Here is a 13,582-nt window from a genome sequence, read left to right as displayed (position 1 = left end):
CGGCATTCGTCAGAGTGCGCCTCCTCCCGAAAGAATGATGAAGTAGGTCACATCGTCGGGAGGAAGGGCGGCACCGGTCGTGGTGGTGCCGGGGTTGGAATAACGGAAGGCTTTCACGCCGCCGCCGAGCTGCAGCCCGCCGAGCTTCACGAGCAGGCCCGCTTCGGCGAAGGCCGCCGAGTACGACGCCGACGCGAAACGGTATCCCGGGCCGCCGAAGAAACCGAGGCCGAAGGTGCCGTTATCGCTCGTCACGGAATGGTGCAGCCGCAAAGACGTATCCAATCCTTGGACTCCATCCCCCGTCGAGGGGAAGCGGCTAAAGACCGAGTTACGCCAAATCAGATAGTCGGTGAAGGACCAATTCACCCCGAGGTTGACCTCGGAGTAGCCGACGTTGTTGTAGCTACCGGTCGACGCGCCCAAATCCCAGGTCAATCCCAAATCCGCACGCGCGGGAACGCTTCCCAGGAGACCGAAACTCAGCAGCAAGGTCGCGAACCGACGCACGGGTGCAGCGATGCGGGAGTTTTTGCGTGGGAAAAGGCCAAGATCCATGGCTTCACCGCCTTCAAGGATATGAAAATTGCGTTGGACTTTGACGAAAGTCGCGACTTTCGCAAACTCTCCAGGACTTTAAGTTGTTTCATTGCGCGACTCAACCCCTAATGGCGCGCGACGCGCGGAAAAATCCATCGCGCGCGACGCGCTTCCGACGCGAGAACTCCTCGCGATCATTCACGGATATGTCACGCATGCGCCTTGCGAGGTCCAGTTTCGGAATTACTGTCGAACTCAGAGCACGCGTTGCGAAAGTCCCGAGAAGGGAAATTCGCGAGGAAATGTCGTCATCGTATTCACCCGACCCACGTCGGTGAAAAACGGGTTTCTCCTCTGAGAAAGGTCTCGTCGCGTCGACAAGCGCGACGAAAAACAAAACTTTCGAAAATCACGATTTCACGCGCAAGCTCTTAGAAACACAAACGGAGTTCCGAACTTTCGCGGTTGGCAAGACCTTTGCTGTAACTCGGTTCGTGGGAGGGCCGTATGTGCCTGAAGTTGGGTGTTAAAGGTTTGTCTGTGATCATGTTCCTGGGTCTGGCGGCTTGCGCGAAGTATGATTTCGCCCCGGTCGAACCGGAAGGTCAAAAGCTGGTGGACGAGCCGGGAGAACCCGTCATCATCAACCCCCCGGAGCTGGTGCAAATCCACTCGGCGCAGATGAAACTCGGCTCGTCGGCCGCTTCGTTCAACCAGGACAGCCTGGATTCGAACCGCACCACCGTGACGTTCCAAGCGGTCACCTCGGGCGGTGAGTACCTGAACAACCTGAACTCGAGCGAAATCGTCTTGAAAGAGAACGGCGTGACCGTCCCCGCTTTCAATATGACTTCGAATCCCCAGTCGAGCCGTCGCACGGTCGATATCGCCTTCCTGATCGACGTCACTTGTTCGATGAATCCCACCATCGCGTCGGCGAAAACCCGCGTGATCAACTTCATCAACTCGTCGCGCGCGGCGGGCTACCACACCCGTATGTGCCTTTCGACTTTCGGTGATTACACGGTTCGTAAGTGCGATCGCTTCTACGATAACGATCCTTCGAAACCCGAAACGCAAGCTCAGGTCGACGAGCTGATCTCGGAAGTGAACGGCCTGTCGGCCGGTTGCGGTGCGGCCGATCCCGGTGGCCGTGACCTCGACGAAAATCCTTTGCAAGCCGTCATCGACGTCGAGAGCGCTCCTTGGGCGCAAGGTTCGCAGCGCTTCGGCATCCTGCTGACCGACGCGGGCTTCTTGTACGGTCCGCAAAATCCCGGTGCTTTGGGCGCGAACGCTCCCGTCTACACCAACGTTTTGGCTTCGCTGGCCCGCTCGCAAGTCAACCTCTTCGCGGCGACCCCTTCGCGCGCCGGCTACGAGCGCAACTTCGGTACGAATCTGGGAATCATCCCCGCTTCGAACGGCGAGCACTTCCCTTACATGGATCTCGTGAACGGCAACATCACGCTCAACACCATCTTGAATCGCATCATGCTGCGCGTGCAAACGACTTACGCTTTGGAGTACGTGTCTGACGACGTGCCGGGCCTGAATCCCGCCCTGCCACTGAATCAGCGCACGTTCACGGTCACCTTGGTGAATGGCACGACGGAAACGGTGCGCATCACGGGTTCGACCTCGAATCTCCCGACCGGTCGCGCCGAGTACAAAAAGAAGTGGAAGCTGTCGGATAAAGACATCGACCTCTCTTCACTCGTCGTGAAAATCAACGGCGCCGTCGTCACCTCGGGCTTCCGCATCGCGAACGGCGAGATCGTGTTCACGAACGCTCCGGCCCGCGGCGCGAAAATCGAAGTCAGCTTCGCTTACGCAAGCCTCATCGACTCCCTGCAGACTTCGCCGGTGGTCCTGAACGCCGCGGAAGATCTGAACAAGATCGCGGTTTTCCTGAACGGCAAAAAAGTGACCGGCACTTACGTTCGCTTCGAGAAAAACCTCGAAGGTCAGTGGCTGATGCTGCTGAACCCGGCGGCACTCACGGAAAACGATCCGTTCGGCATCCGCGCCAACGGCGGTCTCCTGAACGTGCAAGTCTTCCGCGCGCAGTAGGTAAGGTACCATCTACCTTTTGTGTCGCTTGCGCGTCAGAAAGCACGAAACCACCCCAAGGGGTGGTTTTTGTGTTTTTTGACGCCAACGCGAAACAAAAGGTAGATGGTACCTTACGACCGGAGCCCCAGCAACGCCGCCTTCAGCGCGCCGAAGTCCGACAGAAACTCGCAGAGTCTCCGCGTCTCGGACGTCATGAAGCCGTCGGTTTCCATGCGCTGAAGCTGGCGATCGAGGTCGTCGTAGTAACCGCGGTACGAAACGATGAGGTTCGGCTTTTCGTGGATGCGAAGCTGGGTGAGGGTCACCGCTTCGAAAAGTTCGTCCAGCGAGCCGAAGCCTCCCGGCAGCGTCACGAAAGCGTCCGAGATCTCGAACATGCGGCGTTTGCGCTCTTCCATCGTCTGCACCATCTCGAGTGTGGTCAGGTCATGGCGCGCGACCTCTTCGGTGGAAAGAAAAGTCGGGATAATGCCGGTCACCCGCCCGCCGCCCTCGAGCACGCCGTCGGCGATTTTTCCCATCAGGCCGACTTTACCGCCACCGTAAACAAGCTCGAAACCTTCGCGCGCGAAGAATCGACCGAGCTCCACCGTCTCTTGCACCAGATCTTGATCACGGCCCATTCTTGAGCCGCAGAACACACAGATTTTCATGAGCGGAAATCTAGCGTGCCGAACCCCGGGTTGCCAAGGCGGATACGCCTTCCCTGAAAAGCCGACGCGCAAAAAAACAAAAGGACCTTACGGTCCTTTTGTCACTCTATCCGTGAGTGAAGGTTGGGCTTGGAGGTCTCCATGTTGGGACATGGATGAGGGCAAGACTAGATAGAGCAAACGCCGTGCTCACCCGATTCACGCGGGATTCGGTGACTTAGCGACTTGTGAAAACGTCGAGGCGCTGGACGAATTCGACGCGAAAATAGAGGGAAGACCTTGGATCCCGAGGACTTAGCGCCGACTGCCCACGAGCTAGAAGATGAACGCCTCAGTTTGAGAGACTATTTCGTGAAACCCAGGGAGCGCAGGCACAGCTCTTCACTGCGCGCACCGAAGCGGTGGAACAATTGCGGCTCGATCAGTTCGACCTCACCCAGTAAGGGGCGCGCGCCCGCGTACTCAAGAATATCCACCCGCGCATAAAACCAAGGCTTATCAAGGACTGCGAGCCAAGCGGCGCCCGTCGCGATCAGTTCGCCCGTGGGCGAATATGCCGCATCCGTCCCGCCCCAATCGACCTGCACGCGGAAGTCCCCGGCCTTCGGGACCTTGAGGCTCGCGTGACTGAACACCGCTTCGCCGTCGATCCGGTAGTAAATCAACGAGACCTCGCCCTGCTCGCGAACACTCTCGATCATCGGCTGCAAGAGCAAATCCTGAAGCGGCACCTGGATACTTCCCGCCCCGCGCTGCCCGTTCACGTGCTCGATACGTGGAGTTTCGGCGAATCCCGCGCTGATGATCCGGTCAAGCTCTGCATCCCGCACTTTCAGGACGCCGCTCGCGCTCGCGCCGATGCGCGGTTTCAAAATCCATTCGCCATGAACCCCAGCTTCGCGGAACTCCGTCAGCTCCTGAAGCGGTCGCGCGAAGGCGTGGGTCGGGACGATGTCGACGCCCGCTTCCGCGAGTTCGGTCATATAGATCTTGTCGAGGTTCCACTGCACGGTCGCGTAGGGATTCGCGAGGCGCGCGCCCGCTTTTTCGAAACTTTCGAGCACGCGCAAGAAGCGGTATGGATCAGTTTGATAATCCCAAGGCGTGCGGATGAGGACGACATCCCCGTAACCGGGACCCGCCGGCGCGCGCCAATCGAGCCACGCGGGATCGGCGAAGGCTTTCGCGGCGTCAAAGAGCTTCTGGTCGTCGGGATGACCCGCGGGAAATTCGGGGCCGGTCAGGAAAAAGAGCTTCATCAGTCGCTGAACCTAGCCGATACGAAGGTCAGATGTCGATTTGGAAATTCACCAAAAGCACCTCGGTCCGCGGCCTGATTCTGAATGCCGACGAGACCCATATCTGCCTGATCCGTCGCGAAAAACGCGGCCAGCTGTACTATGTCGCGCCCGGCGGCGGGCTCGAAAAAGGTGAAGACCCGATCGTGGGACTGCGCCGCGAAGTTCAAGAAGAAACCGGACTCACGCTGGAGGCCGGCGGCATCGCGCGCCTGGGCACGATCGAATTCGACGGCACCCAGCAGGTTTACTATTCGGCGCGCACGCAAGGCCAACTCATCGCCCCGTCGGGCCAAGAGGCATCGCTTTTGTGGCAAAAGGACAATGGCCTTTTCCATCCCGAATGGATCGCTTTTTCCGCACTGAAAGATCTGCCCTTCGTGTCGCCGGTCGTGCTCAAACTCCTCGTGGCTTATCCGGAACAGGGCTGGCCGCACGCGGAATTCCACGTCCGCGAAAAAGAACGCGCCACGCGCAAGCTCAAGGTTTCGTAAGCGACGAACCCTTTGTGTTACATCTGTGACACATCTGTAACACTTTGTTACAAGACACTCCCACCCACCCCTTGTCTTTCCGCAAAGAGCGCCGGATAACGGGCTCATGATCTTCGATTACGATTCCATCACCGAATATCTGCACGACGAGCTCGGCCAACGTGTGCAGCGCAACTCGCGCTACTCACTCCGGGCTTTCGCCAAAGCTTTGAGCCTGAATCCGGCGGAGTTGTCGCAAGTCCTGAAGGGCCAGCGCAAACTCAGTTTGAATTCCGCCTTCAAAGTCACCCAGGCGATGGGCTTCACGCCGTCGGAAACCAAACACTTCCTGCTGCTTCTGCAAAAAGAGAAGGGCCGCAGCCTGGGCCTGCCGCTGGAATTCCTCTCGGGTCCCGAGCCCGAAGCCCCCGGGCTTTCGACCGCGGACTTCGAGCGCGTCTGCGACTGGTACCACTTCGCGATCCTGAATCTGCTCGAGGCCAAAAACTTCGAGTGGTCCGCCGCGCACATCAGCCAACGCCTGGGCATCACCCTGACCGAAGCGAAGCTCGCGATGCGTAACCTCGAGAAGCTCGGCTTCGTGACCTTCCAGGGCCGCGGCGCCCAGAGCGCGAAAGCGCATTGGCAGGTCGGCGCGCAAATCCCCTCGGCGGGAATTCGTAAATACCACCGCCAGATTCTGGAAAAGGCCGCCGAAAGCCTCGAGACCGTGCCGGTCGACCAGCGTGAATTCCAGGGCGTGGGCCTGGTCGTTCGCGCGACGGACCTGAAACGTCTGAAAATCGAGATCGACCAGTTCACCGACATGGTTCGCAACAAGTTCCATCGTCCCAAAGAAGAAAACGTTTACCAACTCGAAGTCGCCCTCTTTCCGCTGACCAAAGGGAGCTCGCAAACATGAAAACCGAAATCCTGACTCCGCTGAAATTCGTTTTGAAACCCGTCATCGGTTTCGTCCTGGCCTGCGCGATCTTCGCGACCTTTCTGCTTGGCGAAGCCCGCGCGACCGCGCCCGCGATCGACCAGCAGAGCACCACGAAAGTGGGTAACGGCGACGACGGAGCCGACCTCGAACACAAAGAGAAAGTGACCAGCGGCATCCTCGAGACCACCCGCGAAAAAGCCGCGAAACATCTGAAGGACATGGGCACGCGCCAGATCCCCTACCTGGGAAATCTGATCGAAGAGGTCGAGCGCACCGAGATCTACCTCGTGCACCAGAACATCGCGGTGCCGAAGGACTTCGACAAGGGCCAAGAGGTCTCGCCCGACGGCAAGTACGTCTACGCCCGCACCTTCGCCCGTCCCTACGCGGCGACGCGCTTTTTCCCGGCGGCGCTCATGTTGTCCGAACAACAACTGATCAATCTGCATATTCACGAAGCTTTGCACCGCGCCCTTCCCGAAAGCGTTCGTGAGGACGAATCGGTCGTCTCGGAAATCACGCTCGCTTTGACCGATCCCAACGCGAGTTTCGACCGCGCGAAGTCGATCACGGTGGCGGCGGTGGAACGGGCAGAAGAAAAACTCCAAAATGCCCGGGCCGCCACCGCCGCCGCTCAGGGTCCCGTGGTCGCCCTCCCCCCGAATGGCGGCGCGCTGGCGATGGAGCCCTTCGAGCCCGCCGTGACCGAGCGCCTGAAACGCCCCTCGTTCTTCCGCTACTCGTTCCTGGTCTACGACAAAGAGGCGCGCGATGAGGACGAGTCGACGCCCGTCCTCGGCATGCAGCGGCTCGACAGCTTCCTGCACCCCTTCGGTCGCGGTCCGAACGCGCTCGGCATGGGCCTCAGTTTTTCGTTCGTGCGTTTGCCGGACCGGTCCTACCTGGGACCGCTCCAGGTTTCGGGACGTTATCTGCTCGCGACCTGGCGCCAGTTCGACGTCGAGCTCTACGGCGAGCACTCGATGTACACGCTGTCGAGCGAAGAGTTGAAAAACATGCCCCAAGCGCGCGACGTCACCACCTTCGGGGTGTCCATGCGCCGCGAAGGCGAACATTTCTACTCGGAAAACTTCCTGAGCTACAGCCTGCCGTCGGAATCGGAGTTCACGGTTTCGAACACCAAATACCGGCAGAAATTCGGTGGGCTCACGAACGCGTCGATCGCGTTTGGGGGCAAGTACCGCGGCTTCACCGCGGGGCTGAAAGGGGATCTTCTGCTGTCGCAAGGATACGAGGTCGAAGCGGTTTCGGGGACCTTCACGCAACCCGCGGACCGGCTGCGCATCGTCAAATTCGGCCCCGAGCTGGGTTATAATCACGAGGCGCTCAACTGGAAACTCTTCGCGTACCAAATCATTGACGGAACCCCCGGCGCCAAGCTGGATGATGTCGCCGATCTGATGGGTCACGGTGCGGGACAAGGTTACGCCGGGACGAGCCTGGCCATTCAGTTCTAAGGAAGGACGACATGAAGAGACTGCAACTCCTCAAAGGGCTGACCCTCTCGACCATCGCGGTGACATGGACGTCGACGCTGACCGGTTGCGGCCAGGTCATGGGCTTCGGCGATCCCAACATCAAAGAGCAGACGCAAGTCGTACGCAGCGCGAGCGACGAGGTGAAGCTGATCTCGGCCGACATCCGCAAAAGCGACGACGACCGCACGCTGAAAGCGGCGTCGTATCCGGTCGACGAGCGGAACCGCGTGCTGCTGCGTCTGTCGTCGCTGAAACCGTCCAGCTACCAGATCCTGGACCAGCAGGCGCTGCTACTGAAAATCGAAACGAAAGACGCGGATCTGGCGCTCGCCGCGCGACCGGCGCTGAAACTTTGCCCGCTGACGAAAAATTGGATGATGCTCGCGACCTGGTCCAAAGCGCATCCCTATAAAGGCGGAGGCTGGGGCGCGGCCGGTGGCGATTTCGAAAGCAGCGCCTGCCTCGAGCCGCTCCCGAGCAATCACACCAGTATCGCGAAGGACGCGGAAGCGAGCTTTTGTCAGGGCGACACCCGCCTGTGTTTTGACCTGAAGCCCTGGTTCGAAACTTACGTCCGTGAGCGCCAAACGGACTTCGGCTTGATCCTGATCAATGAAAGCCGAACGCCGCTGTGGATTTTAGGGGACGCCACACTGCAAGGTCCGTCTCTGTTCTGGCGCCGCCTCAGATAAATCGTTAACATCGATGGCGATGAAACGAATCGCCATTCTAACCGGAGGCGGCGACGCCCCGGGCCTCAACGGAATTTTAGAGTCGGTCACCCGCAGCCTCACCGTCGCGGGCTACGAAGTCGTCGGGATCTGCGACGGCTTCGACGGCGTCTTCGAAGGGCGCACCCTGCGCCTGGAAGAGTACATCGGTCACGGCGATCATTCGCACGCGGGCTCGGTGATCGGCACATCCAACCGGACGTCCACGCGCGGACGCGAAAAAGAATTCCTGCAGAAGCTCAAGTCTTTCAACGTGGACGGCATGGTCGTCGCGGGCGGTGACGGGACGTTCGACGCGCTTTCGCGCGTGTGGGAAGGCCTGAAGATCGTCGGTGTGCCGAAGACCATCGACAATGATTTGCAAGGCACCGACTTCACTTTCGGTTTCGATACGGCGGTTTCGGTCGTCGCGAACGCCGTCGATTCCTTGCGCCGCACGGCCGAGACCCACCGCCGGGTCATGATCGTCGAAACCATGGGCCGCACCGCGGGTTGGATCGCGCTGGGCGGCGGCCTTGCCGGTTACGCGGACGTCATCCTGATTCCCGAGATCGAATTCGATCGCGCGAAACTCGCGGAGTTCATCCGCGCGCAGCGCGCGCACAAACGTGGCCTGATGGTCGTCGTTTCCGAGGGCGCGAAAGCGAAAAATGAAGACGTGAAAGTCGCGTTCGAAGTCGCCGGCGCCCACGAGAATCAACGCCTGGGCGGAGTGAGCTTCGATCTCGCCCGCTGGATCGAGGAAGAAACCGGCTGGGAAGCGCGCAACGTGGTCTTGGGCCATTTGCAGCGCTCCTCGGCCCCCACGGTGTCCGACCGTTTCTTGACGATGTCCATGGGCATCGAGGCCGCGCGCGCCGTGCAAGAGGGCGACTGGGGCAAGGCCATCGTTTCGCGCGCGGGACAAATCGTGCGCGCGCCCATTACCGATTTGATGAAACCGCCCCGTCTGGTTCCGCCCGATCACAATTGGGTGAAGATGGGACACGCTTTGGGAATTTTCATTTAATAAGGAGTCCACGCATGAAAGACGCATTCATTCTCGGTTCGCAACGCGTACCCTTCACGAAGTCCTTCACCCACTACCGCAACGTCACGACCGAGCAGCTGATGCTCGCCTCGCTGAAGCCGCTCGTCGCGCGCTTCGCGCTGCAGAACGTACGCCTGGGCGAAGTCGCGCTCGGCGGCGTGATCAAGTCGAGCCTCGACTGGAATCTGGCGCGTGAATGCGCGCTGAAGTCGGGCCTGCATCCCTTCACTCCCGGTTACGATGTCGTGCGCGCGTGCGGAACGTCACTTGAAACCGCGAACCATATGTTCTTGAAAATCCGCGCGGGTCAGATCGACTCGGGGATCGCGGCGGGCATGGACACCAATTCGGACGTGCCGATTCTTTTCTCGCGCAAATTCCAGAAGAAAATTCTGGCGTTGCGGGACGCGAAAGGCCTGGGCGCGCAACTGGCGGCCGTCGCCAACTTCCGCCCCGGTGACTTCAAACCGATCTTTCCCGGCGTGATGGAGCCCCAGACCAAGCTCTCGATGGGTCAACACACCGAACTCATGGTGAAAGAGTGGAAGATCTCGCGCGAAGAGCAAGATGCACTGGCCTTGAAGTCACATTTGACGGCGGCGGCGGCGCAGGCCGAAGGCTTCTTCCGGGACCTGGTGACGCCGTTCGAAGGCCTCGAGCAAGACTCGTTGGTCCGTGGCGATACTTCGCTTGAAAAGCTCGCAAAACTGAAACCCGCATTCGACAAATCCGGCGCCGGTACTTTGACGGCGGGGAACAGTTCGGCGCTGTCGGACGGCTCGGCAGCGGTCCTGATGGGGAACGAGGACTTCGCGAAAGCGCGCGACCTGAAACCGCTCGCGAAATTCGTCGACTGCGAAGCCGCGGCGGTGGATTTCGTGAAGGGCGACGGGCTTTTGATGGCACCGACCGTGGCGGTCCAGCGTTTGATCGCGCGCAACGGAATGAAACTGCAAGACTTCGACATCTACGAGATTCACGAAGCCTTCGCGGGCCAAGTTCTGTGCACGCTGAAAGCTTGGGAAACCGAATCGTACTGCCAGAAATACATGGGCGTTTCGGCACTGGGCTCGATCGATCAGTCGAAGATGAACATCAAGGGCGGTAGCGTGGCCATCGGTCACCCGTTCGGTGCGACCGGCGCGCGGATCATCGGCGGACTTTCGAAAATGCTTTCGGGCCAAAAAGGTAAACGCGGCTTAATTTCGATCTGCACCGCCGGCGGTATGGGCGTCGCGGCGATCCTCGAAGGCGTTTAAGAAATCCAAAGTGGGCTCCCGCCATTTGGGGGAGCCTCTCAAGGAGTGTCCCGCCCTAAGACCGAACCGTCCCCGACGGATGTCTCAGCGCGAGACTGAGCGAGCCTCAAATTCCCCTCTTTTCGTCTAGGGATCAGGCAGAGTCACCCTCCGCCTCAAGTCGAGAAAATCAAACGTTAACTCATGAAATAACTCAGGAATACCGAAAAGTATTTCACGACCCTCAATATGCGTTGAGGAGTTCGTGAAGTGACGAAAGGAATTCTTGAACCGCTTTTCGCGACCACTCATTCTAGCCGCGGCTCTTTGCTTCGCGATCCTGCTGGATCTCGCGGTGTCGACGAGCGTCGCTCACGCAAGCAATCGCCGCTTGGTCTACCAAGGCCGCGTGCTGCGTCCCGACGGTCTGCCGCTCGAGGGAGTATTTCGCGTTCAGGTGAAGATCTACTCTCCCGATCCGAAGCGCTGTTTGCTTTGGGGCGAAGAGAAAGACGTCGCGTTCGACAAAGGCGCATTTTCCCTCGAGGCGGGAGATCCGCTCAAACGTCTGAGCGGCGCGGACGCCGGTGGCGCGACGAATTTCACGAACGCTTTCTTGAACGAGTCCGCACTCGCCCTGACGGGACTGACCTGTAGCGACGGCGACACCTACACTCCCGGTTCGACCGATGACCGCGTGATGGTCGTCACTTTGCACGACGGCGGTAACGTCGTGCGGACTTTCGATGGCCCCATCAAAGCGGTGCCGTTCGCGTTGCACGCGACAAACTCCGAAATGATCGGTGGCTACTCCGCGCCGTTCCTGATGAAGGTCAACCCCGTGGCGGCGCACGAGCCCTCGCGCTCGTTCTCGACATTGGGATTTTCGATTCTTTATGACTTGGCCGAGTCGAACTCGGTCGATTTCGGCGGCAAACTTCTGCAAGGTTTGACCGAGCCGATCCAACCGCAAGACGCCGCGACGAAAAATTACGTCGACCAAGTCCTGAGCACAAGCCTGGGAACCTTGAACGTCGTCAAACTCGTCGACGCGATCTCGGCCTCGACGGGACTGATCGCGGTGACCGGTGGTCCCATCACGAGCGAAGGCACGTTCTCGTTCGGCTTCTTGGATCAAACTTCGGGCGTCCTCGCGGCACCGACCGGTGGCGCGGGACAACCGCTCTTCCGTTTGCTGGAAGACGCGGACATCTCGGCCGTCGACGCCACGAAGATCACCGGTACCCTGCAGGTCGCGCAAGGTGGACTCGGCTATGGCTCGTTCACGGGCGGCGTGATCCCCGTTTTCAACGTTCTGAGCAATCGCTTCGAAGGTATGGCTTGTAACCCGGGCGACGTGCTCGTATGGATGGCGCCGATCGGTTGGACGTGCGAACCGAAAACCACGGGCGCGGTGACCTCGGTCGACCTGCTGATGCCGTTGGATCTTTTCAACGTCACGGGCGGTCCCGTCACGAACGCGGGAAGTTTCGACGTGCAACTGAACACTCAGCCCGTCGGCTTCGTCTTCGCGGCGCCCACGGGGCCTACCGGCGACAGCGGCGTGCCGACCTTCCGCGCGCTGGCCAGCTCGGATCTTCCCGGATTGGACGCTTCGAAAATCGTGAGTGGCACTTTTGACGTCGCACGCGTCCCCGATCTAGACGCGTCGAAGATCGTCAGCGGCATCCTGGGCGTCGACCGCGGCGGTACCGGCCTCGACGGCTCGGTCGCGACCACGGGACAGCTCCTGATCGGCGATGGCGCGGGCGGCTTCGCGCTCGGCAACCTCGTCGGTTCGTCGGGTGTTTTGATCGACAACTACGGCGGCTCCATCGGCATCTCGCTCGATCCTTTGGCCAGCGGCGCGGTCACCCACGTCGGCTTTGAGGCGCCCACGGGACTTTTCTCGGTCATCGGCTCGCCTTTGACCGGGGCCGGCACCATTTCGCTGAACTTGGGCACGCAAGGCATCGCGCAAGTTTTCGCCGCGCCCACGGGCGCGGTGGGTGTTCCCGAATTCCGTTCGCTCGTCGCCTCGGACATCACCGCCGGAATTTTCGATGTCTTGCGCATTCCGGATCTGGACGCTTCGAAAATCGTGAGTGGCACTTTGGGTGTTGAGCGTGGCGGCACCGGCCTCGACGGTTCGGTCGCGACCACGGGACAACTCTTGATCGGTGACGGCACCGGCGGTTTCGCGCTCGGGAACCTCGTCGGCTCGTCGGGCGTTCTGATCGACAATTATGGCGGCTCCATCGGGATCTCGCTCGATCCTCTGGCGAGCGGTGCGGTCACCCATGTGGGATTCGATGCGCCAACTTCGGTCTTCTCGGTCAGCGGGGCTCCGCTAACGGGCGCCGGCACGATCTCTTTGAGCTTCGGCACTCAGAACACGGCGCAAGTTTTCGCCGCCCCGACCGGCGCGGCGGGCGTTCCGGAGTTCCGTTCTTTGATCGCCTCCGATATCACGGCGGGCATTTTCGATGTCTTGCGCATTCCCGATCTGGATGCCGCGAAAATCGTGAGCGGCACTTTGGGTGTTGAGCGTGGCGGTACGGGCCTCGACGGTTCGGTCGCGACCACGGGACAACTCTTGATCGGTGACGGCACGGGCGGTTTCGCGCTGGGCAATCTCGTCGGTTCGTCGGGCGTTCTGATCGACAACTATGGCGGTTCCATCGGCATCTCGCTCGATCCTTTGGCGAGCGGCGCCGTCACCCACGTGGGTTTCGAGGCCCCCACGGGACTCTTCTCGGTCATCGGCTCGCCCTTGACTGGCGCCGGTACGATCTCTTTGAACCTCGGCACTCAAGGTCTTGCGCATGTCTTTGCCGCGCCCACCGGCGCTTCGGGTCTCCCGGAGTTCCGTTCGCTCATCGCCTCGGACATCACCGCCGGAATTTTCGACGTCTTGCGCATCCCCGATCTGGATGCCGCAAAAATCGTGAGCGGAACTTTGGGTGTTGAGCGTGGCGGCACCGGCCTCGACGGTTCGGTCGCGACCAGCGGACAACTCTTGATCGGCGATGGCGCGGGCGGTTTCGCGCTCGGAAATCTGATCGGTTCATCGGGAGTTTTGATCGACAATCACGGGG

General features: G+C 60.2%; 11 protein-coding genes. 8 read left to right on the top strand and 3 right to left on the bottom strand.

From position 1 onward, the window contains the following. Positions 1-9: 9 nt before the first annotated feature. The gene (locus tag KF767_16425; GenBank protein MBX3019474.1) at positions 10-558 is read right to left on the bottom strand and encodes a hypothetical protein; all 549 of its coding nucleotides are present in this window, start codon (positions 556-558) and stop codon (positions 10-12) included. 489 nt (positions 559-1,047) lie between these two features. Between KF767_16425 and KF767_16420 the strand changes: the two genes are divergently transcribed. Further along, positions 1,048-2,613: a VWA domain-containing protein gene (locus tag KF767_16420; protein MBX3019473.1), complete on the top strand. Its 1,566-nt coding sequence runs from the start codon at positions 1,048-1,050 to the stop codon at positions 2,611-2,613. 113 nt (positions 2,614-2,726) lie between these two features. Here KF767_16420 and KF767_16415 read toward each other — a convergent pair whose 3' ends face one another. Both KF767_16415 and KF767_16410 read right to left on the bottom strand, forming a co-directional pair. After that, positions 2,727-3,269 (bottom strand): TIGR00730 family Rossman fold protein, encoded by a 543-nt coding sequence (locus KF767_16415; protein ID MBX3019472.1) that lies wholly within the window; start codon positions 3,267-3,269, stop codon positions 2,727-2,729. 344 nt (positions 3,270-3,613) lie between these two features. Next, the gene (locus KF767_16410) at positions 3,614-4,528 is read right to left on the bottom strand and encodes a hypothetical protein (GenBank protein ID MBX3019471.1); all 915 of its coding nucleotides are present in this window, start codon (positions 4,526-4,528) and stop codon (positions 3,614-3,616) included. A gap of 32 nt (positions 4,529-4,560) precedes the next feature. Here KF767_16410 and KF767_16405 point away from each other — a divergent pair, with 32 nt between their 5' ends. The 7 genes from KF767_16405 to KF767_16375 all read left to right on the top strand — a co-directional run. Beyond that, a complete protein-coding gene (locus KF767_16405) occupies positions 4,561-5,061 on the top strand; it encodes an NUDIX domain-containing protein (protein ID MBX3019470.1) in 501 nt (166 codons plus the stop codon). A gap of 106 nt (positions 5,062-5,167) precedes the next feature. Continuing rightward, on the top strand, positions 5,168-5,962 hold the full coding sequence (locus KF767_16400; GenBank protein MBX3019469.1) for a TIGR02147 family protein: 795 nt from the start codon (positions 5,168-5,170) through the stop codon (positions 5,960-5,962). Next, positions 5,959-7,464 carry a hypothetical protein gene (locus KF767_16395; protein ID MBX3019468.1) on the top strand — a complete coding sequence of 502 codons (1,506 nt, stop codon included), beginning with the start codon at positions 5,959-5,961 and terminating at the stop codon, positions 7,462-7,464. Before KF767_16400 ends, KF767_16395 begins: the two co-directional genes overlap by 4 nt. A gap of 11 nt (positions 7,465-7,475) precedes the next feature. Further along, positions 7,476-8,177 (top strand): hypothetical protein, encoded by a 702-nt coding sequence (locus KF767_16390; protein ID MBX3019467.1) that lies wholly within the window; start codon positions 7,476-7,478, stop codon positions 8,175-8,177. 19 nt (positions 8,178-8,196) lie between these two features. Then, on the top strand, positions 8,197-9,225 hold the full coding sequence (locus KF767_16385) for an ATP-dependent 6-phosphofructokinase (GenBank protein MBX3019466.1): 1,029 nt from the start codon (positions 8,197-8,199) through the stop codon (positions 9,223-9,225). Positions 9,226-9,239: 14 nt separating this feature from the next. Then, the gene (locus KF767_16380) at positions 9,240-10,505 is read left to right on the top strand and encodes an acetyl-CoA C-acetyltransferase (protein ID MBX3019465.1); all 1,266 of its coding nucleotides are present in this window, start codon (positions 9,240-9,242) and stop codon (positions 10,503-10,505) included. Positions 10,506-10,770: 265 nt separating this feature from the next. Beyond that, positions 10,771-13,582 (top strand): hypothetical protein (locus KF767_16375; GenBank protein ID MBX3019464.1); only part of this gene is annotated, 2,812 nt, incomplete at its 3' end.

Source organism: Pseudobdellovibrionaceae bacterium, from assembly GCA_019637875.1.
In the GTDB taxonomy this organism is placed as follows: Bacteria; Bdellovibrionota; Bdellovibrionia; order Bdellovibrionales; family Bdellovibrionaceae; genus JAHBUW01.
This window is presented reverse-complemented; position numbering and strand designations above follow the sequence as displayed.

Excerpts from the sequence above, each read along its gene's own strand:
- KF767_16420 (MBX3019473.1), top strand. The coding sequence starts at position 1,048 with ATGTGCCTGAAGTTGGGTGTTAAAGGTTTGTCTGTGATCATGTTCCTG.
- KF767_16385 (MBX3019466.1), top strand. The coding sequence starts at position 8,197 with ATGAAACGAATCGCCATTCTAACCGGAGGCGGCGACGCCCCGGGCCTC.
- KF767_16395 (MBX3019468.1), top strand. The coding sequence starts at position 5,959 with ATGAAAACCGAAATCCTGACTCCGCTGAAATTCGTTTTGAAACCCGTC.
- KF767_16410 (MBX3019471.1), bottom strand. The coding sequence starts at position 4,528 with ATGAAGCTCTTTTTCCTGACCGGCCCCGAATTTCCCGCGGGTCATCCC.
- KF767_16405 (MBX3019470.1), top strand. The coding sequence starts at position 4,561 with ATGTCGATTTGGAAATTCACCAAAAGCACCTCGGTCCGCGGCCTGATT.
- KF767_16390 (MBX3019467.1), top strand. The coding sequence starts at position 7,476 with ATGAAGAGACTGCAACTCCTCAAAGGGCTGACCCTCTCGACCATCGCG.
- KF767_16415 (MBX3019472.1), bottom strand. The coding sequence starts at position 3,269 with ATGAAAATCTGTGTGTTCTGCGGCTCAAGAATGGGCCGTGATCAAGAT.
- KF767_16425 (MBX3019474.1), bottom strand. The coding sequence starts at position 558 with ATGGATCTTGGCCTTTTCCCACGCAAAAACTCCCGCATCGCTGCACCC.
- KF767_16380 (MBX3019465.1), top strand. The coding sequence starts at position 9,240 with ATGAAAGACGCATTCATTCTCGGTTCGCAACGCGTACCCTTCACGAAG.
- KF767_16400 (MBX3019469.1), top strand. The coding sequence starts at position 5,168 with ATGATCTTCGATTACGATTCCATCACCGAATATCTGCACGACGAGCTC.